We start from the raw sequence: 25113 nt of genomic DNA, 5'->3' as shown, positions 1-25113 counted from the left end.
CCCCGTCGAGCTTCGGCTCGGCGGGGCCGGGAACTCGTCACGCACACGTAAAAAGCCGCGAGTGCCCCGCGCGCACGGATCGCGCGGGGCACCCGCGGGGCACTCGCAGGGTGACGTCAGACGATGATCTGCTTCTCGCGCAGCGCCGCGATCTCGTTCGCGTCGTACCCCAGGTCCGCCAGCACCTCGCTGCCGTGCTCGCCGAGCAGCGGCGCGCCCTTGATCTCGGGCTTGAAGTTGGAGAACTTGATGGGGCTGCCGACCGTCAGGTAGGTGCCGCGGCCCTTCTGCTCGACCTCGACGATGGTGCCGCTCTTGCGCATGTCGGGGTCCTCGGCGAGCTCCTTCATGCTGAGGACGGGGGCGCAGGGCACCTCCCACTTGCGCAGGATGTCGACGGCCTCGTACTTGGTCTTGTCGGCCAGCCACTTCTCGATCTCGCCGAAGATCTCGAAGATGTGCGGCTGGCGCGCCTTGGCGGTCGCGTACTCGGGGTCCTCGGCCCACTCGGGCCGGCCGATGGCCTCGGCGGTGCGCTTCCAGTTCTGCTCCTGGATCGTGAAGTAGATGTAGGCGTTGGGGTCGGTCTCCCAGCCCTTGCACTTCAGGATCCAGCCCGGCTGGCCGCCGCCGCCGGCGTTGCCGCCGCGGGGCACCGCGTCGCCGAACTCGCCGTTCGGGTACTGCGGGTACTCCTCCAGGTAGCCGACCTTCTCCAAGCGCTGCTGGTCGCGGAGCTTGACGCGGGTCAGGTTGAGGACGGCGTCCTGCATGGACACCGAGACCTTCTGGCCCACACCGGTCGCGTTGCGGTGGATGATCGCCGTCAGCAGGCCGATCATCAGGTGCATGCCGGTGTTGCTGTCGCCGAGGGCCGAGCCGCTGATGGTCGGCGGGCCGTCCCAGAAGCCGGTGGTGGACGCGGCGCCGCCGGCGGCCTGGGCGACGTTCTCGTACACCTTGAGGTCGTTCCAGGACGAGTCGTCGTTGAAGCCCTTGACCGAGCCGAAGATCAGGCGCGGGTTGAGCTCGTGGATGTGGTCCCAGCCCAGGCCCATGCGGTCCATGGCGCCCGGGGCGAAGTTCTCGACCAGGATGTCGGCCTCGCGGATCAGCTTCTCCATGACCTCCTTGCCCTCGGGGGTCTTGGTGTTGATGGCCAGCGAGCGCTTGTTGCTGTTCAGCATCGTGAAGTACAGCGCGTCGAGGTCCGGGTCGTCCCGCAGCTGGTTGCGGGTCACGTCGCCGCCCTGGGGACGCTCGACCTTGATGACGTCGGCGCCGAACCAGGCGAGCATCTGGGTGCACGCGGGACCGGCCTGGACCCCGGTGAAGTCGATCACCTTGATCCCGGCGAGCGGCTTTTCACTCATGGTGGCTTCCTTCTTGTCTGTTCGCGGTGCGCGGGTGGGCAGTGCTGGGGAACGGTGCTTCGGGGTACGGGAGATCGCCGTACGCGGACGTCACTTCTTGGCCGGCACGATGTTGCCGACGGTGATGCCCTTGGGGTTGAGGTGGGAGATGTGGCCGCTCTCGGTGCCTGCCGAGGGGTCGATCACGCAGTCGATGAGGGCAGGGCCGCCCGAGGCGAGCGCCTCGGTGAGGGCGGCGGTGACCTCGGCGGGGGTGGTCGCGCGGTAGCCCTTGCCGCCGAACGCCTCGAACATCATGTCGTGGCGGGCCGCGGACATCAGCGTCGTCGGGGACGGCGCCTCGTCGTAGGGGTTGACGTCGTCGCCGCGGTAGACGCCGCCGTTGTTCATGATGACCGTGACGACGGGCAGCTTGTAGCGGCAGATCGTCTCGATCTCCATCCCGCTGAACCCGAAGGCGCTGTCGCCCTCCACGGCCACGACCGGTGCCCCGCTCTCGACAGCGGCGGCGATGGCGTAGCCCATGCCGATGCCCATGACGCCCCAGGTGCCACTGTCGATGCGGTGCCGCGGCACGTGCATGTCGATCACGTTGCGCGCGATGTCGAGCGCGTTGGCGCCCTCGTTGACGAGGTAGATGTCGGGGTTGCGGTGGATGACGTCGCGTACCGCCTTCAGGGCGCCCATGAACTGCATGGGGTGCGGGTCGGCCTTGAGCCGCTCGGCCATCTTGGCGACGTTCCGCGCCGAGCGCGCGCCCAGTTCCTCGCGCCAGGCGGCGGGGGCCGCGATCCGGCCCGGCTTGGTCCGCTCGACGAGGGCCTCGACGACCGACTCGATGTCACCGACGAGCGGGGCGGCGATGGGCTGGTTGCTGTCCATCTCCCTCGCCTCGATGTCCACCTGGACGAACTTCGCGTCGGGGTTCCACTGCGGCGCCTCGCCGTGGCCCAGCAGCCAGTTCAGGCGCGCGCCGACCAGCATGACCACGTCGGCCTTCTTCAGCGCCAGCGAGCGGGCGGTGGCCGCGGACTGCGGGTGGTCGTCGGGCAGCAGGCCCTTCGCCATGGACATCGGCACGTAGGGGATGCCGGTGGACTCGACGAACTCGCGGATCCGCGCGTCCGCCTGGGCGTAGGCGGCGCCCTTGCCCAGGACGATCAGCGGTCGCTGCGCGCCGGCCAGCAGCTCGATCGCGCGGTCCACCGCCTCCGGGGCGGGCAGCTGGCGCGGAGCCGGGTCGACGAGACGGCTCAGCGTCTTCGCGCCCTCCCCGGCGTCCATGATGGAACCGAGCACCGCGGCGGGGATGTCGAGGTAGACACCGCCGGGGCGCCCGGAGACCGCGGTGCGCAGGGCGCGGGCGATACCGCGGCCGATGTCCTCGACCCGGCTGATGCGGTACGCGGCCTTGCAGAACGGCTGCGCGGCGGCGAGCTGGTCCATCTCTTCGTAGTCGCCCTGCTTGAGGTCGACGAGGTGGCGCTCACTGGAGCCGGAGATCTGCACCATCGGGAAGCAGTTGGTGGTGGCGTTCGCGAGCGCCACCAGTCCGTTGAGGAAGCCGGGCGCCGATACCGTCAGGCAGATGCCGGGCTTCTTGGTGAGGTAGCCGGCCGCCGCCGCGGCGTGTCCCGCGTTGCTCTCGTGGCGGAAGCCGATGTAACGGATGCCCTGCGCCTGGGCGAGCCGTGCGAGATCCGTGATCGGGATGCCGACCACCCCGTAGATGGTGTCGACGTCGTTCATCTTGAGCGCGTCGACGACCAGGTGGTACCCGTCGGTGAGCTCGGCCGGTGCGTCGGCGTTCGCCGCGGTCTCCAGTGGTGAGGGGGCGGTCATGGTCCGAGGTCCTCCTTGGGCAAGTCATGCGTGCGGCTGCTCCTCTCACGATCGGCAGCCGGCTCCGCCGCGTCCAAGACCTATCGGCGACCAGCCGATAAACGGCGTTTATCGACGCACGCCACAGGGGCGTCGAGGTGGGTTGATAGACCTCCGCTATCGACCGTTCGCCAGTGCGTATTGGACGCGTGCCCGGCGCCCCGCGCAGTCTCGCTGAGGACGGTTCATCAGAGATTCCAGGCGCGAGGAGGTGCGGCCATGGCCGTTCCGGCCGCTGCATCGGTGCGCGACCCCGACCGTTACCGGCCGCCCGTGGTCACGGGCCTCACCGATCTCCTCGACCGGCATGCCAGGGGGCGTCCGCAGGCCCCGGCACTGATCGCCGGCGCGGACCGCGCGGAGGTCTCCTACCGCGCCCTGGACGAGCTGGCCGACGCGGTGGCCGGTCAGCTGACCGCCGGGGGGCTGTGCCCAGGGGACGCGGTGGGCCTGGTCAGCGCGAACACCGCCGAGTTCGTGGTGGCGTTGCTGGGCGGGGCGCGGGCCGGTCTTGTGGTCGCACCCGTGGACCCCGCGCTGCCCGAGTCGCAGATGTCGGCCCGGCTGGAGGCGCTGGGGGTACGGGCCGTGCTGCTGGGCCCGGCCGCGGGCGGCGCCCCGCCGCCGGCCGTGGGGAGCGGTGTCCCGGCGTGGACGGTGCGGGTGGACCTCTCCGCCGCCGGCAGGGCGATGGCCGCGCTGGCGACGGACGCCGGCGCGCCGGCCGCCGCGCGGGGCGCTGCCGGTGAACTCACCGCGCAGGACGCCCTGGTGCTGTTCACCGCGGGGACCACCGACCGGGCGAAGATGGTCCCGCTGACGCACGGCAACGTGGCCGCCTCCGTCCGCGGCGTCTGCGCCACGTACGAGCTGGGGCCCGGCGACGCGACGGTCGCGGCGATGCCGTTCTTCCACGGGCACGGGCTGTTCGCCACGCTGCTGTCCACGCTGGCGAGCGGTGGCTGCGTGCTGCTGCCCGCGCACGGGCGGTTCTCGGCGCACACCTTCTGGGACGACATGCGGGCGGCGGGTGCCACGTGGTTCACCGCGGTCCCCACCATCCACGAGGTCCTCCTGGAGCGGGCGGCGACGGATCTCACGGGCCCGCGGGTGCCGGCGCTGCGGTTCCTGCGCAGCAGCAGCGCCCCGCTCAACACGGCCACCCAGCGGGCGCTCGAACGCGCCCTCGGCGCACCCCTGCTGTCGGCGTACGGCATGACCGAGTCCGCGCACCAGGCGACCAGCGAGCCGCTGCCGCGGCACGGGTCGCTCAAGCACGGTTCGGCCGGCCGGCCGGCCGGCCTGGAGCTGCGGGTCCTGGACCCGGACGGGAAGCCGTGCCCGCCCGGCGGCGTGGGCGAGGTGTGGGTGCACGGTCCCCCGGTGGCCCGCGGCTACCTGGGCAACCCCGCCGAGACCGCGCACGGCTTCGCCGACGGCTGGTTCCGCACCGGCGACCTGGGCGTGCTCGGCGAGGACGGCGACCTGTTCCTCACCGGGCGGCTGAAGAACCTCATCGTCCGCGGGGGCGAGAAGGTGGTGCCCGAGCACGTCGAGGACGTGCTCGCCGGGTGTCCGGGGGTGGCCGAGGCCGCCGTGTTCGCCGTGCCCGACGCGACGTACGGGCAGCGGGTCGGTGCCGCCGTGGTGCTGTCCGGGGCCGAGGCGCCAGGGGCCGAGGAGGTGCTTCGGTACTGCCGCGGCCGTCTGGCCTCCTTCGAGGTCCCCGACCGCATCCGCATCGTCGCCTCGCTCCCGCACACGGCGAAGGGAGGGCTGGACCGGGCGGCGGTGGACCTGCTGTACGCGCGGGACCCCGTGTGGCCCGGGCTCACCTGACGCGGTGCTCCGCCGGCAGCGGCTCGTCGAAGAACTCGTCCAGCGACAGCCCGGCCGCGGCGTTCATGAACGCCCGCGCCGCGACCGAACCCGGGGTCGCGGCGTGGATCGCGACCGAGACCTTGGCCCTGGCGTCCGGCTCGACCAGGCGGACGGCGCGCATCCGGCCGAGCGGCGGCATCGCGCGCAGCCAGGTGTGCGGGACGATGCTGGCGCACGCGCCGGCGCCGACGCTGGCGTAGAGGGCGGCCACCGAGTCCGTCTCGACCTGCGGGGTCACCACGACCCCGCTCTCGGCGAACGCGTCGTCGATGACCTGGCGGATCCTCATGTCGGGAGTCAGCAGGGCGAGCGGCATCGTGGCAGCGTCCGCCCACTTCATGGTGTCGGTCTGCGGCAGCAGCTGGTCGCTGGAGGCGAGCAGCATGTACCGCTCCTCGTACAGCGGCATCACCTGCAGGTTCTCCCGGTCGTGCGGGGCGAAGTGCGCGATGGCGGCGTCCAGCTCGAACGCGAGGAGCTGGCGGTGGAGCTCGGTGGTCGACAGCCGGGAGCGGACCTGGACCTTGGCCAGCGGATGGGCCGCGCAGAACGCGGCGACGGGCAGGACCAGGGTGGTGGACGCGGTGGGTTCGGTGCCCAGCCGCAGTGTGCCGGTGATGCCCGACTGGACGGCGGCGACCTCGGCCTTGAAGGCTTCCTGCTCGGCGAGGATCCGCTTGGCCCAGACCACCAGCCGTTCGCCCTCGGGCGTGAGGCCCTGGTAGTTGTGCCCGCGGTTGATCAGCGTGACGTTCAGCTCCCGCTCGAGCTTGGCTATCGCCGCCGAGAGCGCGGGCTGCGACACGTAGCAGGACTCCGCCGCCCGGGCGAAGTGCCGCTCCCTGGCGACCGCCACGAAGTACTCCAGCTGACGGAACAGCATGAACGACTCCTTTCTGCCTGTGGCCGCGGTCGCGCCGGCACGTCCCGCTGGAGTCGCCACACCGTCCGTGCCGGCGGTCGAAGCTCCCCGGGGTGAGAACGTCCCAGGGGCGGCCGACGGCGGACGAGCCGGTTGCGGTGTGACCGGGCAGAGCCTACCGAGCCGGATCGCGGCCCTCGTTCGTGCGTGCCCGCGCATGCGGTGCGGGCTCCTGCCCCGGGGCCCGGTCCCGTCGCCGCGACGGGCCGGGCTCCGGAGGTGTTGCGGCGGTTCGTCCGGCGGTGGGCCGGCGATCCCGGGGTGTCCCGGGAGCGGGTGGGTGACGAGCGGGGGACGGGTCAGGCGGGGACCGGTCTCCGCGCGGTGGCGCTGTCGTCCCGGGCCGCGGTGACGCCGCGCGCCAGCAGGTCGGTCGCGGCGTGGACCGCCCGCAGGTTGGGGGCGTCCGCCCCGGAGATGTCGGCCATCTCCACGACGGCCGTCACGATGGCGTCGAGTTCCAGCTGCTTGCCGGCCTCGAGGTCCTGGAGCATCGAGGTCTTGTGGTGTCCCACCCCCTCGGCGCCCCGAAGCCGCTTCTCGATCGAGATGTCGGGGGTGCTGCCGACCCTGGCCGCGATGTCCAGTGTCTCCTCCATGAGTTGGGTGACCAGCCGCCGGGTGTGCGGGTGCTTGCAGATGTCGACCATCGTCGCCCTGGTGAGGGCGCTGATCGGGTTGAAGGCGACGTTGCCCATCAGCTTGATCCAGATGTCGTCGCGCAGGTTCGGCTCCACCGGGCACTTGAGGCCGCCGGCGATCATGGCCTCGCTCAGCTCCGAGCACCGGTCGGAGATCGCGCCGCCCGGCTCGCCGATGGAGAACCGGGTGCCCTCCAGGTGCCGGATGACGCCGGGGGCCTCGATGACCGTCGCGGGGTAGACGACGCAGCCGATGGCGCGTTCCGGCGCCAGCACCGCGCTGGTGGCGCCGCCGGGGTCGACCGCCTCGATCCGCCGCCCCTCGTAGGGGCCGGCGAGCTCGTGGAAGTACCACCAGGGGATGCCGTTCTGACCGGCCACCACCGCGGTCCTGTCACCGAGGAGCGGGGAGATCAGCGGTCCGGAGGTGGCGTAGGAATGTGCCTTCAGGCCCAGGAAGACGTAGTCGACGGGGCCGATCTCCTCCGGGTCGTCCGTGGCGTGGGGCTTGGCCACGAAGTCACCGCGCGGGCTGTTCACCCGGACTCCGTGGGCGCGTATCGCCTGAAGATGCTCACCCCGGGCGATCAGGTGGACGTCGGCGCCACCACGGTGCAGTGCCGCGCCCACGTAAGCGCCGATCGCACCGGCTCCGAGGACTGCGATTTTCACGGCGACTCCTCTCCATTCGAAGGGGGAGTGGATACTGTATGCAGTACCCTCTTGGGATGTACAGTCCCCTCACACGAAGTCGGGCGCCCGGAACCGGGCGGGGTCCCGGCTCACGCCGCATCCAGTCCCCGGCGCCCCGCTGGGCCATGAACCGGGTCACACACGCTCCGGACAGGTTGACCGAGCACGAAGCAGGGGAACGCTTCGCCGCACACACGCGGTCCCGGGCGCGCACGGCCGCGCCACAGGGCCGGGGAACACGCAGTGCGGACGACGGCTCGGCTGACGAGCCGTGACGTCGGTCAGAAGCGACGGAAAAGGAGAGCGATGTCGGATTCACCCCCTCAGCAGATCGGTGTCGTCACCGAGTCCACCGCCGGGGAGACGCGAGTGGCGGTCACACCGGACAGCGTCCGCCGGCTCATCGGCCTCGGCTACGAGGTCGTCGTGGAACCGGGGGCCGGTGCCGCCTCCGGCTTCTCCGACGAGGCCTACGCCCAAGCGGGCGCGCGGGTCGGCGAAGCCTGGCAGGCGGACGTGGTCCTCAAGGTCAACGCCCCCTCGCACGAGGAGATCGAGAAACTGCGCGACGGAGCGACCCTCATCGGGCTGATCGCTCCGGCCCACAACCCCGGCCTCGTCGAGGAACTGTCGGCACGGCCGATCACGGTCCTGGCGCTGGACGCCGTCCCGCGCATCTCGCGGGCCCAGTCGATGGACGTGCTCAGCTCGATGGCGAACATCGCCGGGTACCGGGCGGTGATCGAGGCGGCCCACGTCTTCGGGCGCTTCTTCACCGGACAGGTCACCGCGGCGGGCAAGGTGCCCCCGGCCAAGGTCCTGGTGGCCGGCGCGGGAGTGGCGGGTCTCGCCGCGATCGGCGCGGCCGGCAGCCTCGGCGCGGTGGTCCGGGCCACCGACCCACGGGCCGAGGTCGCCGACCAGGTCCGTTCCCTGGGCGGGGAGTTCCTCGCCGTCGAGGTGGAACAGGAGGCGAGCGGCGACGGCTACGCCAAGGCGACCTCCGAGGAGTACGACCGGCGTGCGGCCGAGATCTACAGCGAGCAGGCCGCGGACGTCGACATCATCATCACCACCGCGCTGATCCCCGGCCGCCCCGCCCCCCGGCTGATCACGGCGGCCGACGTGGCGTCGATGAAGCCCGGCAGCGTCATCGTCGACATGGCCGCGGCGCAGGGCGGCAACGTCGAGGGGACGGTCAGCGGGAAGGCGATCGTCACCGGCAACGACGTGACGATCATCGGCTACACCGACCTGGCGGGCCGGCTGCCGGCCCAGGCGTCGCAGTTGTACGGGACCAATCTCGTCAACCTGCTCAAGCTGCTGACGCCCGGCAAGGACGGGCGGCTGACGCTCGACTTCGACGACATCGTGCAGCGGTCCGTCACGGTGGTGCGGGAGGGCGAGAAGACCTGGCCGCCACCGCCCGTCCAGGTGTCGGCGGCGCCCGCCGGGCAGGCCCCGGCGCCGGTGGCGGCCGCACCGCGGCCCAAGGAGCCACGTCTGTCGCCCGCCGCGCGCTACGGTCTGATCGCGCTCGGCATGCTTGCCATGTTCCTTGTGATCGCCTTCTCCCCCGCCCAGCTCGTGGGCAACTTCACGGTGTTCGCGCTGGCCGTGGTCATCGGTTACTACGTGATCGGAAAGGTCCACCACGCCCTGCACACACCGCTGATGTCGGTCACCAACGCAATCTCGGGGATCGTGGTGGTCGGGGCACTGCTGCAGATAGGCCACGCCGGACCGGCCGTCACCGTGATGTCGGTCGTGGCGATCATGTTGACCACCGTGAACATCTTCGGAGGATTCGCCGTCACCCGCCGCATGCTCGGCATGTTCTCGAAGGGCTGAGGATCGATGAACACAACCACGGCCGCCCAGGCCGCCGACATCGTCGCCGCGCTGCTGTTCATCTTCAGCCTGGCCGGACTCTCGCAACACCGCACCTCCCGCGCCGGAGTGGCGTACGGCATCGGCGGCATGGCGCTGGCGCTGATCGCCACCGTCGTCGCCGCGGCACGGGACATCCCGGGCAGCGCCGTCGGGCTGATCGTCGTCGCCACGGCCGTCGGCGGCGCCGTCGGCCTGTGGCGGGCGCGCCGGGTCGAGATGACCCGGATGCCGGAACTCATCGCCGTCCTGCACAGCCTCGTGGGCCTCGCCGCGGTGCTGGTCGGCTGGAACAGCTACTACGAGGTGGAGGCGGACGGCGCCGCGCAGACCCGGGTCGCCGGCGACCTGCTCGGCATCCACCACGCGGAGGTGTTCATCGGCATCTTCATCGGCGCGGTCACCTTCACCGGCTCCATCGTCGCCTTCCTGAAGCTGTCGGCGCGGATCAAGTCCCGTCCGCTGACGCTGCCCGGCAAGAACGCCCTCAACCTCGGGGCGCTCGCCGCCTTCGTGGCCCTGACGGTGTGGTTCACGGTGAGCCCGAACCTCGGGCTCATGATCGCCGTCACCGCCCTGGCACTCGCACTCGGCTGGCACCTGGTCGTCTCGATCGGCGGCGGTGACATGCCGGTCGTCGTCTCGATGCTCAACAGCTACTCGGGCTGGGCCGCCGCCGCGGCGGGCTTCCTGCTCGACAACAATCTGCTCATCGTCACGGGTGCGCTCGTCGGCTCCTCCGGCGCCTACCTGTCGTACATCATGTGCAAGGCGATGAACCGGTCCTTCCTCTCGGTGATCGCCGGGGGCTTCGGCGCCCCGGCGCCGACGGGCGGCGACGTCGAACAGGGCGAGCACCGTGAGACCACCGCGGAGGAGACGGCCGAACTGCTGGAGAACGCCACGTCGGTGATCATCACCCCCGGCTACGGCATGGCGGTGGCCCAGGCGCAGCACCCGGTGGCGGAGCTGACCCAGGCACTGCGGCGACGCGGGGTACAGGTCCGCTTCGGCGTCCACCCGGTGGCCGGCCGGCTGCCCGGGCACATGAACGTGCTGCTGGCCGAGGCCAGGGTGCCGTACGACGTCGTGCTGGAGATGGACGAGATCAACGACGACTTCGGCGACACCACGGTGGTGCTCGTCATCGGCGCCAACGACACCGTCAACCCGGCGGCGGAGGAGGACCCGGCCAGCCCCATCGCCGGCATGCCGGTGCTGCGGGTGTGGGAGGCGGAGAACGTCGTCGTCTTCAAGCGCTCCATGTCCTCGGGGTACGCGGGGGTGCAGAACCCGCTGTTCTTCCGCGAGAACAGCAGCATGCTCTTCGGCGACGCCAAGGAGAGCGTGGACGCCATTCTGCGCGCGCTGAGCACGCCGGATCCCGGTTCCGCGGCATCCCGGGGCCTGCGCACCGACCAGCAGCCCGCACCGGCCTGACGGGCATTACGCCCATGGCGGGCGGGGCGGGGGTCGCGTGCTTCCCCCGCCCCGCCCGCTGTGCGCCGGCGACCGCCGTGGGCCTCCGCACGCCGACGGCCGATTTCCGGCAAAGCCTTGTTCAACCTCGCGACTGAATTGCATACCAAAATCTGTATTCTTGGCACTGTGCAAAGAACTCAGCCGACAGGGGTGCTCATGCGCGAGACACGTACCGCGGCCACCGTCGTCCGGGTCACCCGGCCGGCTCCGCTGCGCCAGGCCGTCTACGAGGCCCTGATCGAACTGATCGTCAACGGCACCCTCAGATCGGGCCAGCACCTGGTCGAGGCCGAACTCGCCGACCACCTCGGTGTCAGCCGCCAGCCGGTGCGCGAGGCGCTGCAACGCCTGCAGACCGACGGCTGGGTCGACCTGCGCCCGGCGCAGGGCGCCTTCGTCCACGCCCCGACGCAGGAGGAGGCCACCCAGCTCCTCAGTGTCCGCGCCGTGCTGGAGACCCACTCCGCGCACGGCGCCGCGCTGCACGCCACGGACGCGGACGTGGTCCGGCTGTGGGAACTGCAGGACGCGGGCATCACCGCCCTGGCGGCGGACGACGCCCGCGGGATCGTCGAGGCCAACGCCGCGCTGCACGGCTTCATCACCGAACTGTCCCGCAACCACGTCCTTGCCGAGCTGATCCTCCAGGTCGACCGCCGGGTGCGCTGGTACTACATGCCCATCGCCCGGCCCCGGGGCCAGGACGCCTGGAACGAGCACGCCACCATCATCGAGGCCATCGCCCTGGGCGACGCGGACCGTTCCGAGGAACTGATGCGCCGCCACACCCGGAACACCACCGACTTCTACTGCAGACAGATCGCCGCAGCCGTCGACGCCGGGAGGGCCTGAGCCCCGCCGCGGGGAATGCCCGACGGTCCGGGTGCACGGGCACCCGGACCGTCGTCGAGGGGGAGGGAGCGGGAGGAACAGGGAGGAGAAGCGGCAGGGGGAACGCGGGCGGGGCCGGGCGGAGCAGGGGGCGCACCCCACCGACCGGCCCCGCCTCGTGACGCGGGCACCCGGTCCGGAACTGCCGCCGCCCCGGGCCGGGCCTCATCGCCCGCGCACGATCGATGGGGGCTCCTCGCGGGGCCCCGGTACCGCAGCCGTCAGGTGGTCGCCTCCGCGGGGGAGGCGGTGAGGCCGCCCACCTGGGCCACGGGGCTCCCGTCGCCGCCGCGGCGGGGGGCGCCGGGCTGCCGCAGGAACAGCGTGATCAGCGCGGAGAGGAAGGCGATGCCCCCGGCCAGGGTGTAGGCGCCGGTGTAGCCCCAGGCGGCGACCACCCCGGCGGCCAGACCACCGCCGCCGACACCGCCGACCAGCTTGGCGCTGTAGACCAGGCCGTAGTTCTGCGCATTGTTGTTCTCGCCGAAGTAGTCCGGCGTGAGCGCGGCGAACAGTGGGTAGAACGCCCCTCCGCCGAAACCGTTGAGGAACGCGAAGATCAGGAACAGGGGCTCGTTGTGCGCCTGGCCCGACCACAGCACGCCGAACTGCGCCAGGCCCGCCACCACCAGGACCAGGACCAGCGTCTGACGCCGGCCCAGGTAGTCCGACAGCCAGCCCACGATGGCCCGGCCGACGCCGTTGACCACCGCGAGCACACCCGCCGAGGAGGCCGCGACCAGCGGGCCGAAGCCCAGGCTCTTGGCGAACGGGACCTGGAAGTTGATGCCGAAGAGCGACACGCCGCCGATGCAGACCAGGGCGAACCACATCAGCGGGAGCTGCCCCGTCCTGATCGCCTCCATCGGGGTGAACTGGCCCTTGGCGGGCGGGTTCTTGGCCAGTCGCTTGGCGACCCGCCTCGCGTCCTCGGTCACGCCCCGGTTCAGCGGGTCGACGTCGTGCGGCCACCAGCTCTTCGGCGGGTCGCGGAAGAACATGCCGCAGACGGCGACGATCAGCACCATGCCCAGCGCGATCAGGTCGAGGACCAGCCGGAAGTTGCCGGGGTGGAACCAGTAGTTGAAGACGAAGATGAGCGGGAGGGTTCCGTAGGCGAAGCCGCCGTTCACGAACCCGGTGCGGGCGCCTTTGTTGTCGGGGTACCACTTGCCGACCATGTTGATGCAGGTCGCGTAGACCAGGCCGGCGCCCGTGCCGCCCAGCACCGAGTAACCGGCCATCACCAGATAGGGGTTCCCGAAGTGCGAGAGAGCCAGGAAGCCCAGACCGGAGAAGGCCGCTCCGGCGAGCATCGCCGTCCTGGCCGGCAGGACCCCGGTCTCCCGCAGACGTCCCGCGGGGAACGCGACGCCCGCCTGGAAGACCGCCCAGATGCTGGCGATCCAGAACGTCTCGGTGAGGGTCCATCCATGGGCGTGCTCGAGCACCGCCTCGGCGGAGCTGTAGCCGTACTCGTAGACGCTGACGCCCATCATCGAGATCCAGGGGAGCCAGACCATCCAGGCCCGGGGCCTCCCGAGGAGGGAGCGGTCGGTCTCCCCGACCCTGTATACGCGGCCGTTCGCGTCGGTGACTTGCCGGTACTGCCCGGGAGCCACATGCGGTGTTGCTGACATCGGTGCCTTCCCTTGCGTGAAAAGAACCTGGCGTGCGCCCCCTGGGCCTTTCTCTTCATGCGGAGGGGTGGAGCGGGACCATCCCTGCGGCTCGGCCCGGCATGGCCGGGCCCGGTGGTACGTCGTCCGGGCGACTGGGGGTCCAGGGCGGCAACCCGGACCGTGACAGCGCGCAGGCGGGTGACACGGTGGTACGTCCCTCGGACACGACGATTCGGCCGTGCTCAGGGATGTCGAGGCGAACACTCAGCTGGTCGGCGCGATTCTCCATACTGGAGATTGCATACGGTATGGATCTGCAAATCGAGGTGTCCAGGGGACGACGGGAAGATTGACCAGTGCATTACCAACCGGTCGCACCCGCTCCACGCCCGTCCGGACGGCGAACTCGACTTGCTCCAGGGAGCGTTCTGCCTGGTCAGCGAAGTAACCTCCACCGCCCGCCGAATGGTTGCCTGCGGCACCCGTTGCCTTCGCGCGGCGAGCAGGGCCGAGCGTGGGTAAAGGGCCGGTAAGGAAGCCGGCGACCTCGCGCGGGACGGCAGGGGACGGCTCGAGTCCGCCCGGCCGTCCCGCGACCGCCACCGCTAAGCGCTCAGGCGCCCGAACCGCCGTACCGCCAGCGGGAGGAACACCGCCAGCAGGGCCAGTGGCCAGGCCACGGCGGCCCAGACATGACCGGGCTCGCCACCGGGGCCGCCGAACAGGTCGCGTACCGCCGTCGCGGTCCGGGACATCGGGTTCCACTGGACCGCCGTGCCCAGCCAGCAGTGGGTGTCGCCGGGACGGGGTTCCCCCGTCGCGTACGGGTTCTCCTCGCCCTGCGCGAGAACGCCGACGAACGGCTCGCCCTCCCCCGCGAAGGTGTACGCGCCGCCCTCGATCCGCTCGATGAGCCCCCGGGTCCATGCGGCGTCGGAGTCGGCCGTGTGCACCCAGAGGTTCATGATCTCGCCGATGTGGCCGAGCCGACCCGGGCCGTCCTCCGGGATGTAGTGCTCGGTGACGGCGGTCCGCCACTCGCCGATCCTGCGGATCCGCTCCCGAAGCAGCTCCAGCGCCTCGTCCCGGCGCAGATCGACGATGAAACCGATGGCCGCGGACAGGAGGTCCATCTTCTGGTCGTAGGCCACCAGCGACTCGTGCAGCAGGCGCCGGAACTCCTCGGTCCCCTCGTCCGTGATCTCGTACTCGGTGCGGGGCGGGCCGCCGGCCGTCGACGGGGCGACCTCGTGGGCGTGCAGCAGTCCCTGCTTCGCCATCTGCTTCAGGGCGTGGTAGATCGAGCCGGGCTTGGCGTTGGACCACTCGTGCGCGCCCCAGTACTCCAGGTCGTTGCGCACCTGGTAGCCGTGGGCCCGCCCGTGCTGGCGGACCGCGCCCAGGACGAGGAGACGGATCGCTGACATGCCGTCCAGGTTAGGCGGACCGGCGCAGGGCCCCGCACGCGGCCCGCGCCCGTCCCCCTGTCCGGTCAGCCCGCGGAGTTGCGGCGGCCGCCGCGGCCCTCGGTGCCGGCCGCCGGCCGCCGTCCGCCGCCGCGGGTCCCCGCACCGGAACCATTGCCGGTGGCGGCACCGGCCGCGCCCCGGCGGTCGGATCCCCGGCCGCCCATACCGCCCGCGCCATTCGCCGCCCCGCGCGAACCCGCGCGGCGGGCGCCACCGGTCGCCGCCGTCCCGGCAGCGGCCCGGCGGTCCGGACCCCGGCCACCGGTTCCGGCGGCGGTGCCCGTCGCCGTCGCGGCCCCGCCGTTGCCGCCACCGCGGCGCCGGCGAGCGGGCCGCCCGCCGTTCTCGGGCGTCCTCGGCGTGACCGGCGGCTGGGGCAGCTCGATGGTGACGGCGATGCCCGACGGCTCACGGGCGCCGGTGATGGTGGTCAGCTCCGCGGCACCCGACTGGATGCGGGCCGTGCGGGGACGGACGCCCGCGTCCGACATGAGCCGGGTGACGTCCCGTTTCTGGTCGGGCAGGACCAGCGTGACCACCCTGCCGGAGCCGCCGGCGCGGGCCGTGCGGCCGCCGCGGTGGAGGTAGTCCTTGTGGTCGGTGGGGGGATCGACGTTCACGACGAGGTCGAGGTCGTCGATGTGTATGCCGCGGGCGGCGACGTTCGTGGCGACCAGCGCCGTCACCTGGCCGTTCTTGAACTGCTCCAGGGTCCGGTTGCGCTGCGGCTGGGACCGCCCTCCGTGCAGTGCCGCGGCGCGGACACCGACGGCCAGCAGCCGCTTGGCGAGCCGGTCGGCGGACCGCTTGGTGTCCAGGAAGAGGATGACCCGGCCGTCACGTGCCGCGATGCGCGTGGTGACGGCCTTCTTGTCGGTCTCGTCCAGGACGTGGAGCACATGGTGCTCCATGGTGGTCACCGCCCCCGCGGACGGGTCCACGGAGTGCACCACGGGGTCGGTCAGGAACCGCTGCACCAGGCGGTCGATGTTGCCGTCCAGGGTGGCCGAGAAGAGCATCCGCTGCCCGTCGGGCCGCACGCGCTCGATCAGCCTGGTGATCTGCGGCAGGAAGCCCATGTCGGTCATCTGGTCGGCCTCGTCCAGCACCGTGATGCCCACGCTGCCGAGCAGGCAGTCGCCGTGTTCCACCAGGTCGTTGAGCCGGCCGGGGGTGGCCACCAGCACCTCGACGCCGCGCCGCAGCGTGGCGGCCTGCTTGGCCATCGACAGTCCGCCGACCACGGTGGCCATGCGGAGGTTCACCGCCGTCGCGTACGGGGTCAGCGCGTCCGTCACCTGCTGGGCGAGCTCACGGGTGGGCACCAGCACGAGCGCGAGGGGCGCCTTGGGCTCCGCGCGCAGACCCGCCGTACGGGCCAGCAGTGCCAGTCCGAAGGCGAGGGTCTTGCCAGAGCCGGTGCGGCCCCGGCCCAGCAGGTCGCGGCCGGCGAGCGAGTTGGGCAGCGTCGCGGCCTGGATGGGGAAGGGGGTGGTCACGCCCTGCGCGGTGAGGGTCTTCAGCAGACCCGCGGGCATGTCGAGAGCGGCGAACTCGTCGACGGGGGGAAGTGCGGGTGTCATGCTCTCCGGCAGCCGGAATTCCCTCGGCGGCGATGCGGAGGGGGCGGACGACGACGCGCGCCGATTCGGTTTCTGGGGCCTGCGGGACATGCGGTTCATTTGCCTTCCTGGAGCAGCGCAAACCGGGGTCCGCACCACGATGGTGCGGACCCCGGTGAGCGGGTACGCGTCCGGCGATCAGGCGGGGACGATGTTCTCCGCCTGCGGGCCCTTCTGGCCCTGCGTGACGTCGAAGGTCACCCGCTGGCCCTCCAGGAGCTCACGGAAGCCCTGGGTGGCGATGTTCGAGTAGTGGGCGAAGACGTCGGGGCCGCCGCCGTCCTGCTCGATGAAGCCGAAACCCTTTTCGGCGTTGAACCACTTAACGGTTCCCTGTGCCATGACATTCTCCTTCTGTAGGCAGAGGGCCCATCCGGGGAATGTCCGGAGAACAAATAATGCGCCTGCGGGAGAAGAATTCCGTCAGGCGCACATAGTTTTTATGGGTACCACAACTGCATCCCTGTCACCCTAACACAGACCGCCCGCGGCCCGCCGACCCGGGGGCCGGACGGGGACGGGGACGGGGACGGGCAGGGTGAGCCGCCGGTCGCAACGTGTTCAAGGGCAGCGTGAAACGCTCACCCGCCGGTGTCACGAAGGCCCGGCACGCCGCCGTACTCCGACGACAGGGCGCCTCCCCGTGCTTCCCCGGTGTTCCGGACCCCGGCCGGCCTGGACCGGCCGGGATTCCGCGTCGTCGTCAGCGCAGCAGTTTCACCGCCTCGACCACGAGGGGGTCCAGACCTTCCGCACCGGAGTCGACGTAGGCGAACAACCGGGTGCGCATGCGCGGGTCCCAGAACCTGCCGATGTGCCCCGCGACGGCCTCCGCCGCCCGGTCTCCGGGCAGATGGACGAGGTTGGCCGCGATGTCGTTCGCCATCCGGCGCTCCGCCGGGATCGCTTCGGCCATCTCAGTCCACCACCGTCAGCAAGGCGTCCCGTTCCTGGCCGCGGTCGTGTTCCCCGTCCGCGGCCCGCCGCGGACGGGCGAGCCCCACCTGCACCGCGGTCACCTTGTACTCCGGGCAGTTGGTCGCCCAGTCGGAGTTCTCCGTGGTCACCACGTTGGCCCCGGTCACCGGGTGGTGGAACGTGGTGTACACGACTCCGGGCGGCATCCGGTCGGAGATCTCGGCCTTCAGCGTCGTCTCCCCCACCCGGCTCGCCAGGGTCACCCTGTCGCCGTCCACGATGCCGCGGACCTCGGCATCGTGGGGGTGCAGCTCCAGCACGTCCTCCGGGTGCCAGGCGACGTTGGCGGTACGGCGGGTCTGCGCCCCGACGTTGTACTGGCTGAGGATCCGTCCCGTGGTCAGGATCAGCGGGAAGCGCCGGGTGCTGCGCTCGGCGGTCGGCACGAAGGTGGTGACCACGAACTTGCCCTTGCCCCGCACGAACTCGTCCACGTGCATGATGGGCGTGCCCTCGGGGGCCTGCTCGTTGCACGGCCACTGGACGCTGCCCAGCTTGTCGAGCAGCTGGAAGGAGACACCGGTGAAGGTCGGTGTGACCTGGGCGATCTCGTCCATGATCTGACCGGGGTGGTCGTAGGCCATGGGGTGGCCCATGGCGGTGGCGATCTCGGAGACGATCTGCCACTCGTGCTTGCCGGTCTTCGGCTTCATCACCGCGCGCACCCGGTTGATGCGGCGCTCGGCGTTGGTGAAGGTGCCGTCCTTCTCGAGGAAGGACGCGCCCGGCAGGAAGACGTGCGCGAACTTCGCCGTCTCGTTGAGGAACAGGTCCTGCACGACGACCAGTTCCATGGCCTCGAGCGCGGCGGTGACGTGCCCCAGGTTGGGGTCGGACTGGGCGATGTCCTCGCCGTGCACGAACAGGCCGCGGAAAGTCCCGTCGATGGCCGCGTCGAACATGTTCGGGATGCGCAGCCCGGGCTCGGCGAGAAGCGTGCCGCCCCACAGGTTCTCGAAGACGGTGCGCACGGCGTCGTCGGAGACGTGCCGGTAGCCGGGCAGCTCGTGCGGGAACGAGCCCATGTCGCAGGAGCCCTGGACGTTGTTCTGACCGCGCAGCGGGTTCACCCCGACGCCGTCGCGGCCGATGTTGCCGCAGGCCATCGCGAGGTTGGCCATGCCCATCACCATGGTGGAGCCCTGGCTGTGCTCGGTGACGCCGAGCCCGTAGTAGATGGCGCCGTTCGGGGCCTGGGCGTACAGCCGTGCCGCCGCGCGCAGTTCCGCGGCCGGCACGCCGGTGAGCTCCTCCGTGACCTCAGGGCTGTTCTCCGGCCGGGCGATGAACTGCGCCCACTCGTCGAAGTCCTCGCAGCGCTCGTCCACGAAGGCCCGGTCGACCAGCCCCTCGGTGACCACCACGTGCGCCATGGCGTTGACGACGGCGACGTTGGTGCCGGGCCGCAGCTGCAGGTGGTGCTCGGCCTGGATGTGCGGGGAGCGCACCAGGTCGATGCGGCGCGGGTCGACGACGATGAGCTTGGCGCCCTCGCGCAGCCGGCGCTTCATCCGCGAGGCGAACACCGGGTGCCCGTCGGTGGGGTTGGCCCCGATCACCATGATGACGTCGGCCTCGGACACGGACCGGAAGTCCTGCGTGCCGGCCGACTCGCCGAAGGTCTGCTTGAGCCCGTACCCCGTCGGGGAGTGGCAGACCCGGGCGCAGGTGTCGACGTTGTTGTTGCCGAAGGCGGCGCGCACCATCTTCTGGACGACGTACACCTCTTCGTTGGTGCACCGCGAGGAGGTGATGGCGCCGATCGCACCCGGCCCGTAGGTCTGCTGGAGTTCGCGCATCCGGCGGGCGACCGTGCCGATCGCCTCGTCCCACTCGACCTCGCGCCACGGGTCGGTGATCTTCTCGCGCACCATGGGCCTCAGCACCCGGTCGGGGTGGGTCGCGTAGCCGAAGGCGAAGCGGCCCTTGACGCAGGAGTGGCCCTCGTTGGCACCGCCGTCCTTGTACGGCACCATCCGCACCAGCTCGTCGCCGCGCAGCTCGGCCTTGAAGGAGCAGCCGACACCGCAGTACGCGCAGGTGGTGACCACCGAGCGGGTCGGCATGCCGAGCTCGACCACCGACTTCTCCTGCAGCGTCGAGGTCGGGCAGGCCTGCACGCAGGCGCCGCAGGAGACGCACTCGGAGTCCATGAAGGACTCGCCGGCCCCGGGCGAGACCTTGGAGTCGAAGCCGCGGCCCTCGATGGTCAGCGCGAAGGTGCCCTGGACCTCGCCGCAGGCGCGGACGCAGCGCGAGCAGACGATGCACTTGGACGCGTCGAAGTCGAAGTAGGGGTTGGAGGTGTCCTTCCCGGCGTCGAGGTGGTTCTCGCCCTCGTAGCCGTAGCGGACCTGCCGCAGCCCGACCGCGCCGGCCATGTCCTGCAGCTCGCAGTCGCCGTTGGCCGGGCAGGTGAGGCAGTCCAGCGGGTGGTCGGAGATGTAGAGCTCCATGACGCCCTGGCGGAGCTTGGCCACCTTCGGGGTCTGGGTGCTCACCTTCATCCCGTCCGCCACGGGTGTGGTGCAGGACGCGGGGGTGCCCCGCCGTCCGTCGATCTCCACCACGCACAGCCGGCAGGAGCCGAACGGCTCCAGGCTGTCGGTGGCGCAGAGCTTGGGAATGTCGATGCCGGCGAGCGACGCGGCACGCATCACCGACGTGCCCTCGGGCACGGTCACCGGCATCCCGTCCACTTCCACCGAGACCGTCGCCGGTCCGGGTCGCTCCGGTGTGCCGAAGTCGGGTTCCTTGAGGAGCGTCATGCCGTGCCCTCCGTCCTGCCTCCATGGGCGTGCGTGCGGGGGATCGCCCGGCCGGGGTCGCGGGCGAGGAAGTCGTCGGGGAAGTGCGCGATGGCGCTGCGCACGGGCATCGGCGTGAGCCCGCCCATCGCGCACAGGGAGCCGTCGGTCATCAACTCGCACAGGTCCTCGAGCAGGGCCAGGTTCTCGTCGCGCTGCTGACCGGCCACGATCTTGTCGATCGTCTCGACGCCGCGGACCGATCCCACCCGGCAGGGTGTGCACTTGCCGCAGGACTCCACGGCGCAGAACTCCATCGCGAACCGGGCCTGGGCGGCCATGTCGACGCTCTCGTCGAACACGACGACGCCGCCGTGGCCAAGCATGGCGCCCGCCTCGGCGAACGCCTCGTAGTCCATCGGCAGGTCGAACATCGAGGTCGGCAGGTAGGCGCCGAGCGGCCCGCCGACCTGCACCGTGCGAACCGGCCGCCCGGAGAAGGTGCCACCGCCGTACTCCTCGACCAGTTCGCGCAGCGTCACGCCGAAGGCGGTCTCCACGATCCCGCCGCGGGCGATGTTGCCGCCGAGCTGGAACACCTGGGTGCCGCGCGAGCGTTCCACGCCGAGTTCCCGGTACGCCTTCGCGCCCTCGGCGAGGATGACCGGCACCGTGGCGAGCGTGAGGACGTTGTTGACGACCGTCGGCTTGCCGAACAGGCCCTCGATCGCGGGGATCGGCGGCTTGGCGCGGACGGTGCCGCGCTTGCCCTCCAGGCTCTCCAGCATGGAGGTCTCCTCGCCGCAGATGTACGCCCCGGCGCCGACACGGACGTGCAACTCGAAGTCGAGCGGGGAGCCGAGGATGCCCTCGCCGAGCCACCCCCGCTCGCGTGCGATGCCGATCGCCGCGTGCATCGTGGCCACCGCGTCGGGGTACTCGGAGCGGATGTAGAGGTAGCCCTCGCGCGCGCCGACGGCGTGCGCGGCGATCGTCATGCCCTCGATGAGCATGAAGGGGTCGCCCTCCATGACCATGCGGTCTGCGAAGGTGCCGCTGTCGCCCTCGTCGGCGTTGCAGCAGACGAACTTGAGTTCGTCGGCGCAGTCCAGGACGGTCTTCCACTTGATGCCGGCCGGGAAGCCGGCGCCGCCGCGGCCGCGCAGGCCGGAGTCGGTGACCTCGGTGACGACGTCGGCGGGGGTCATGCCCAGCGCCGTGCGCAGTCCGGCGAGGCCGCCGTGGCGCAGGTAGTCCTCGGGCGAGAGGGGGTCGGTCACCCCGACCCGGGAGAAGGTGACCCGCGTCTGGCGGGCCAGCCAGGGAAGTTCGTCGACGACGCCGAGGCGCAGCCGGTGGTCGGCACCCTCGAGCATGCCCGCGGCCAGCAGTCCCTCGACGTCCGAGGGGGCCACCGGCCCGTACCCGACGCGGCCGGCCGGGGTGACCACCTCGACCAGCGGCTCCAGCCACAGCATGCCGCGGGAGCCGTTGCGCACCACCTCGACGGGTGCCCCCCGCTCCGCCGCGGCGCGCCGCAGCGCGTCCGCCACCTCGTCCGCACCGACCGATCTGGCCGCCGAGTCCCGCGGGACGTAGACGGTCACCGTGGAGTCGGAAGATTCCCTCATCATGCGGCAGTCCCCTTGAGGATGGAGCCCAACCGGGCCGTGCCCACTCGTCCGTACAACCGGCCGTCGACCTCGACCGCGGGCCCCAGGGCGCAGTTGCCGAGGCAGAAGACCTGCTCGACGGTGACCGAACCGTCCGGGGTCGTCTCCCCCACGGCCAGTCCCGCCTCCCGCGCGTAGCCCACCAGCGCGTCGGACCCGAGGGCCTGGCACGCCTCGGCGCGGCAGATGCGCACCGTGGTCCGTCCCGCCGGCTCCCGGCGGAAGTCGTGGTAGAAGGTCACCACTCCGTGGACGTCCGCCCTGGAGAGGTTGAACTCGTCGGCGAGCGCCGGTATCGCCTCTTCGGGCACGCAGCCCAACTCGGCCTGCAGGGCGTGCAGTACCGGCAGCAGCGCACCGCGCTGGTCCCGGTGATCAGCCACAACCGTCCGGACCACGTCTTCGACCGTCATGTCACTCCCGCCGATCGTCATTGACCACTCCGCCTTCGCCAGGTCAGGGAGTCCGGCGCGGGATCGTCACAGAGCCGCTTCGCCTTCCCGACGGGGCCGGCAGTACACGGGCGACGATACCGCATACAAACTTCTGCATACAGAATCCTACGCCAAGACTTTCCCCAAGTACCGGCATCCGCGGGCGGCTTGCCGCAGCCGAAGGCATGTTGCATACCAAAACCTGTATACTGGGCGTTCCCGCCGCCGGCGACCCTCACGGCGGCCACCAGTCCGAAGCCGTCGGCCCACAGGCTCGGTGGCAGAACGGGGGAACCATGCGCGAGGCCCTGACGGCCGCGGCGACCCGGCGGGTCGCCCGCCCGGCACCACTGCGCCAGGCCGTGTACGACGCCCTGATCGAGCTGATCATCAGCGGGTCCCTCACACCGGGCCAGCACCTGGTCGAGGCCGAGCTCGCCGAGCACCTAGGGGTCTCCCGCCAGCCGGTGCGCGAGGCCCTGCAGCGCCTGCAGACCGACGGCTGGGTCGACCTGCGCCCCGCCCAGGGCGCCTTCGTGCACTCCCCCACCGAGGAGGAGGCCGCCCAACTGCTCGGCGTCCGCTCGGTGCTGGAGACGTACTCGGCCCGGCTCGCCGCCGAGAACGCCAAGCCCGAGGACGTCGAACACCTCTGGGAACTGCAGCGGGAAGGCGTCGAAACGCTCGCCACCGGCGACGTGGAGCGCCTGGTCACGGCCAACACGGCCCTGCACTCCTTCATCACGTCCATGGCCGCGAACGCCGTGCTGGCCGAACTGATCTCGCAGGTGAGCCGGAAGGTGCGGTGGTACTACACCCCCATCGCCAAGCCACGCGGCAAGGACGCCTGGAACGAGCACGCCCAGCTCATCAAGGCCATCGCCAAGGGCGACGCCGACCGCGCCGGCGAGATCATGCGCAAGCACACCGAACGCACCGGCGACTACCGCAAGGCGGTCGCGGCGGGGGCGACGGCGCTGAGCTGAGCCGCCCCGCCCACCGACGAGGCCGCCTCCGCGGCCTCGACCGACGGGTGGACGCCCGCGGCGCCCATGGCGTCGCGCAGTTCGAGCAGCCACGGCAGCACGGTGCGCAGCACGATGTCGTGCCCCGCGCCGTCCTCGCCGAGCATCGCGTCGGCGGGGACGAGGACCGGATCGGCGAGGACCGTCGAGGTGGCGCTGCCGTGCGGCCCTCCCCCGTCCGGCCGGGCCGGGACGAACAGGTCGGGCGCGTGGGCGGGCACCAGCCACAGGGTCAGCCCGTCCGCGGCGCTGAGCGGCAGCGACGACCAGACATAGCTGTCGGCCTCCCCCGCCGCGACCACCTCGCGCTTGCGGGCGCGCAGCGCGACCACCTCACCGGAGCGCGTCGCGGTCGCGGTCGCGCCTGCGGCGCCGTCCGCGGCGTCCGCGGCGTCCGCGGCGTCCGCGGCGTCCGCGGCGTCCGCGGCGTCCGCGGCGTCCGCCAGGGCGAGGCTGCTGAGATGGCGTCCGGCAGCCGTCTCGCCGCGCAGCCAGGCGCTGCCGCACGCCTCGATGACGGCGACCGCCGCGTAGTGGGACTGCAGCACGGCCGCGGTCACCGGGCAGGTGCCGGCGATCCGCGCGACGACCTCGGCCGCCTCGGCCGGACCCCGGCCACCGCCGCCCAGGTCGGCGGAGACGGTCAGCCCGAGCAGCCCCGCCTCTCCCAGGGCGATCACCGCGCCGCGCGGAAACCTTCCCTCCCTGCCGGTCCGCTCGGCGCCGGGCGCGATGACGTCGCTCAGAACACGGGAGAAGGCGTTGCGGTACGACACGAGGTGACCCCCTCGGGAACGGTTGCTGATCTGCCATCAGGGCAGCGGAAACAGGCACGGCGACGGACGGGGCGGCCGGGCACGCGGGTACGTGGTCGCCGGCCGCCCCGCCGGCGTGCGCGCGGACCAGCCGCCGGGAGCAGCCGTTTCGCGTCTCCCGGCAGGTTGCCGTCCGCCGGTCCGCGCGCAGGTCCTCGACGGGGCAGGGGTGCCCCGGGTGGCTCAGGTTCGCGGGTCGATCTCCCGCAGCAGCCCCGTCGTGACGTCGAAGACAAATCCCCGGACGTCGTCGGTGTGGGGCAGGAAGGGGGACGTGCGCACCCGCTGCATCGACTGCCGGACGTCCTGGTCGACGTCCTGGAAGGCCTCCACCGCCCACGCGGGGCGCTGGCCGACCTCCATCTCCAGCTCGTGCCGGAAGTCCTCGGTGAGGGTCTGCAGACCGCAGCCGGTGTGGTGGATCAGTATCACGCTGCGGGTCCCCAGGGCGCGCTGGCTGATGGTCAGCGACCGGATGGTGTCATCGGTGACCACGCCGCCGGCGTTGCGAATGGTGTGGCAGTCGCCCAGTTCCAGGCCGAGGGCGGCGTGCAGGTCGATCCGGGCGTCCATGCAGGCCACCACCGCCACCTGGAGCACCGGCCGGGCGCCCATGCCCGGATCGGTGAAATCTGCGGCGTACTTGCGGTTGGACTCCACGAGGCGGTCGATGACCTTCTCCCCGCCCGGGACGCTGCCGCCGGGCGGTGCGGAACCGTACGTTGACGTCGACATGACTCCGGTGCGCTCCTTTGCTGGTGCGGTCGTCCGCGTGCTCCGATCATCCACGCGAGCGGCCGGTCCGGGGCGGACCACGGCGGCTCCTGCCGCTCCCGCGTCCTCCCGACGGTCGATAGACGGGGTGAATCAACGCAGGCCCGACCGCAGCGAGCAGCGGCCCCGGTACGGCGGCAGGGGCCGCCGCGCCGAGGGGCCACGCTCCGTGCGCCACCCGTACGGGGGCGGGTCGCACCGCCGGGTCGTGTCGCCGCCGGCGGGGCGGTGCGCGTGGTCCGCGGTCATGGTCAGATCACTCCCTGTGCCTTGAGCTCCGGCAACTCATCTTCGCCGATG

Annotated in this window: 18 protein-coding genes and 1 pseudogene; 5 read left to right on the top strand and 14 right to left on the bottom strand. The window is 71.6% G+C overall.

All coding sequences use genetic code 11. The features are described 5' to 3' along the window. Nucleotides 1–116: 116 nt before the first annotated feature. Both frc and oxc read right to left on the bottom strand, forming a co-directional pair. Nucleotides 117–1373: a formyl-CoA transferase gene (gene frc, locus AC3EUJ_RS31190; RefSeq protein WP_431967282.1), complete on the bottom strand. Its 1257-nt coding sequence runs from the start codon at nucleotides 1371–1373 to the stop codon at nucleotides 117–119. Between the two features lie 90 nt (nucleotides 1374–1463). Continuing rightward, nucleotides 1464–3215 (bottom strand): oxalyl-CoA decarboxylase, encoded by a 1752-nt coding sequence (oxc, locus tag AC3EUJ_RS31185; RefSeq protein ID WP_431967280.1) that lies wholly within the window; start codon nucleotides 3213–3215, stop codon nucleotides 1464–1466. 258 nt (nucleotides 3216–3473) lie between these two features. Here oxc and AC3EUJ_RS31180 point away from each other — a divergent pair, with 258 nt between their 5' ends. Then, nucleotides 3474–5093 (top strand): FadD7 family fatty acid--CoA ligase, encoded by a 1620-nt coding sequence (locus tag AC3EUJ_RS31180; protein ID WP_431967278.1) that lies wholly within the window; start codon nucleotides 3474–3476, stop codon nucleotides 5091–5093. Here AC3EUJ_RS31180 and AC3EUJ_RS31175 read toward each other — a convergent pair. Together AC3EUJ_RS31175 and AC3EUJ_RS31170 are read right to left on the bottom strand one after the other, a co-directional pair. Next, nucleotides 5086–6018: a LysR family transcriptional regulator gene (locus tag AC3EUJ_RS31175; protein WP_431967276.1), complete on the bottom strand. Its 933-nt coding sequence runs from the start codon at nucleotides 6016–6018 to the stop codon at nucleotides 5086–5088. The genes AC3EUJ_RS31180 and AC3EUJ_RS31175 overlap by 8 nt on opposite strands. A gap of 338 nt (nucleotides 6019–6356) precedes the next feature. Next, nucleotides 6357–7370 (bottom strand): 2-dehydropantoate 2-reductase, encoded by a 1014-nt coding sequence (locus AC3EUJ_RS31170; RefSeq protein WP_431967274.1) that lies wholly within the window; start codon nucleotides 7368–7370, stop codon nucleotides 6357–6359. A gap of 327 nt (nucleotides 7371–7697) precedes the next feature. On the opposite strand from AC3EUJ_RS31170, the gene AC3EUJ_RS31165 reads away from it, so the two are divergent. The 3 genes from AC3EUJ_RS31165 to AC3EUJ_RS31155 all read left to right on the top strand — a co-directional run bounded on the left by AC3EUJ_RS31165 (nucleotide 7698) and on the right by AC3EUJ_RS31155 (nucleotide 11615). Next, nucleotides 7698–9242 (top strand): Re/Si-specific NAD(P)(+) transhydrogenase subunit alpha, encoded by a 1545-nt coding sequence (locus tag AC3EUJ_RS31165; RefSeq protein ID WP_431967272.1) that lies wholly within the window; start codon nucleotides 7698–7700, stop codon nucleotides 9240–9242. A gap of 6 nt (nucleotides 9243–9248) precedes the next feature. Continuing rightward, entirely contained in the window at nucleotides 9249–10721 is a 1473-nt protein-coding gene (gene pntB, locus AC3EUJ_RS31160) for a Re/Si-specific NAD(P)(+) transhydrogenase subunit beta (protein WP_431967270.1), read from the top strand. A 198-nt stretch (nucleotides 10722–10919) separates the two neighbouring features. Then, nucleotides 10920–11615, top strand: coding sequence for a GntR family transcriptional regulator (locus AC3EUJ_RS31155; RefSeq protein WP_431967268.1), 696 nt, complete (start codon nucleotides 10920–10922; stop codon nucleotides 11613–11615). A 260-nt stretch (nucleotides 11616–11875) separates the two neighbouring features. On the opposite strand, the gene AC3EUJ_RS31150 is transcribed toward AC3EUJ_RS31155, so the two are convergent. The 8 genes and pseudogenes from AC3EUJ_RS31150 to AC3EUJ_RS31115 form a co-directional block, all read right to left on the bottom strand. After that, the gene (locus tag AC3EUJ_RS31150) at nucleotides 11876–13294 is read right to left on the bottom strand and encodes an OFA family MFS transporter (protein ID WP_431967266.1); all 1419 of its coding nucleotides are present in this window, start codon (nucleotides 13292–13294) and stop codon (nucleotides 11876–11878) included. 776 nt (nucleotides 13295–14070) lie between these two features. Continuing rightward, nucleotides 14071–14703, bottom strand: a pseudogene (locus AC3EUJ_RS31145) (PadR family transcriptional regulator); the annotation flags it as partial. A 65-nt stretch (nucleotides 14704–14768) separates the two neighbouring features. Then, on the bottom strand, nucleotides 14769–16418 hold the full coding sequence (locus AC3EUJ_RS31140) for a DEAD/DEAH box helicase (protein ID WP_431967303.1): 1650 nt from the start codon (nucleotides 16416–16418) through the stop codon (nucleotides 14769–14771). 87 nt (nucleotides 16419–16505) lie between these two features. Then, entirely contained in the window at nucleotides 16506–16709 is a 204-nt protein-coding gene (locus AC3EUJ_RS31135) for a cold-shock protein (RefSeq protein ID WP_319137404.1), read from the bottom strand. Between the two features lie 361 nt (nucleotides 16710–17070). Next, nucleotides 17071–17283 carry a formate dehydrogenase subunit delta gene (locus AC3EUJ_RS31130; protein WP_431967264.1) on the bottom strand — a complete coding sequence of 71 codons (213 nt, stop codon included), beginning with the start codon at nucleotides 17281–17283 and terminating at the stop codon, nucleotides 17071–17073. A gap of 1 nt (nucleotide 17284) precedes the next feature. Further along, on the bottom strand, nucleotides 17285–20113 hold the full coding sequence (gene fdhF, locus AC3EUJ_RS31125) for a formate dehydrogenase subunit alpha (RefSeq protein WP_431967262.1): 2829 nt from the start codon (nucleotides 20111–20113) through the stop codon (nucleotides 17285–17287). Beyond that, nucleotides 20110–21723 (bottom strand): formate dehydrogenase beta subunit, encoded by a 1614-nt coding sequence (locus AC3EUJ_RS31120; protein ID WP_431967301.1) that lies wholly within the window; start codon nucleotides 21721–21723, stop codon nucleotides 20110–20112. Before AC3EUJ_RS31120 ends, fdhF begins: the two co-directional genes overlap by 4 nt. Further along, a complete protein-coding gene (locus AC3EUJ_RS31115; protein WP_431967260.1) occupies nucleotides 21723–22178 on the bottom strand; it encodes an NAD(P)H-dependent oxidoreductase subunit E in 456 nt (151 codons plus the stop codon). The genes AC3EUJ_RS31120 and AC3EUJ_RS31115 overlap by 1 nt, the downstream gene beginning before the upstream one ends. Before the next feature lie 317 nt (nucleotides 22179–22495). Here AC3EUJ_RS31115 and AC3EUJ_RS31110 point away from each other — a divergent pair, with 317 nt between their 5' ends. Further along, nucleotides 22496–23185: a GntR family transcriptional regulator gene (locus AC3EUJ_RS31110; RefSeq protein WP_431967258.1), complete on the top strand. Its 690-nt coding sequence runs from the start codon at nucleotides 22496–22498 to the stop codon at nucleotides 23183–23185. On the opposite strand, the gene AC3EUJ_RS31105 is transcribed toward AC3EUJ_RS31110, so the two are convergent. Next, on the bottom strand, nucleotides 23143–24000 hold the full coding sequence (locus AC3EUJ_RS31105) for an acyl-CoA dehydrogenase family protein (RefSeq protein WP_431967256.1): 858 nt from the start codon (nucleotides 23998–24000) through the stop codon (nucleotides 23143–23145). The two genes, AC3EUJ_RS31110 and AC3EUJ_RS31105, sit on opposite strands and share 43 nt — an antisense overlap. A gap of 222 nt (nucleotides 24001–24222) precedes the next feature. After that, entirely contained in the window at nucleotides 24223–24774 is a 552-nt protein-coding gene (locus AC3EUJ_RS31100) for a beta-class carbonic anhydrase (RefSeq protein ID WP_431967254.1), read from the bottom strand. Nucleotides 24775–25113: the final 339 nt, after the last annotated feature.

This window comes from Actinacidiphila sp. bgisy160 (assembly GCF_057707815.1).
The sequence above is the reverse complement of the archived record's forward strand: the minus strand, read 5'-3'. Positions and strand labels throughout refer to the sequence as shown.

Bases quoted from the DNA above. Each gene is read 5' to 3' on its own strand.
- frc (WP_431967282.1), bottom strand. From the start codon at position 1,373: ATGAGTGAAAAGCCGCTCGCCGGGATCAAGGTGATCGACTTCACCGGG.
- oxc (WP_431967280.1), bottom strand. From the start codon at position 3,215: ATGACCGCCCCCTCACCACTGGAGACCGCGGCGAACGCCGACGCACCG.
- AC3EUJ_RS31180 (WP_431967278.1), top strand. From the start codon at position 3,474: ATGGCCGTTCCGGCCGCTGCATCGGTGCGCGACCCCGACCGTTACCGG.
- AC3EUJ_RS31175 (WP_431967276.1), bottom strand. From the start codon at position 6,018: ATGCTGTTCCGTCAGCTGGAGTACTTCGTGGCGGTCGCCAGGGAGCGG.
- AC3EUJ_RS31165 (WP_431967272.1), top strand. From the start codon at position 7,698: ATGTCGGATTCACCCCCTCAGCAGATCGGTGTCGTCACCGAGTCCACC.
- pntB (WP_431967270.1), top strand. From the start codon at position 9,249: ATGAACACAACCACGGCCGCCCAGGCCGCCGACATCGTCGCCGCGCTG.
- AC3EUJ_RS31155 (WP_431967268.1), top strand. From the start codon at position 10,920: ATGCGCGAGACACGTACCGCGGCCACCGTCGTCCGGGTCACCCGGCCG.
- AC3EUJ_RS31150 (WP_431967266.1), bottom strand. From the start codon at position 13,294: ATGTCAGCAACACCGCATGTGGCTCCCGGGCAGTACCGGCAAGTCACC.
- AC3EUJ_RS31140 (WP_431967303.1), bottom strand. From the start codon at position 16,418: ATGTCCCGCAGGCCCCAGAAACCGAATCGGCGCGCGTCGTCGTCCGCC.
- AC3EUJ_RS31135 (WP_319137404.1), bottom strand. From the start codon at position 16,709: ATGGCACAGGGAACCGTTAAGTGGTTCAACGCCGAAAAGGGTTTCGGC.
- AC3EUJ_RS31130 (WP_431967264.1), bottom strand. From the start codon at position 17,283: ATGGCCGAAGCGATCCCGGCGGAGCGCCGGATGGCGAACGACATCGCG.
- fdhF (WP_431967262.1), bottom strand. From the start codon at position 20,113: ATGACGCTCCTCAAGGAACCCGACTTCGGCACACCGGAGCGACCCGGA.
- AC3EUJ_RS31120 (WP_431967301.1), bottom strand. From the start codon at position 21,723: ATGAGGGAATCTTCCGACTCCACGGTGACCGTCTACGTCCCGCGGGAC.
- AC3EUJ_RS31115 (WP_431967260.1), bottom strand. From the start codon at position 22,178: ATGACGGTCGAAGACGTGGTCCGGACGGTTGTGGCTGATCACCGGGAC.
- AC3EUJ_RS31110 (WP_431967258.1), top strand. From the start codon at position 22,496: ATGCGCGAGGCCCTGACGGCCGCGGCGACCCGGCGGGTCGCCCGCCCG.
- AC3EUJ_RS31100 (WP_431967254.1), bottom strand. From the start codon at position 24,774: ATGTCGACGTCAACGTACGGTTCCGCACCGCCCGGCGGCAGCGTCCCG.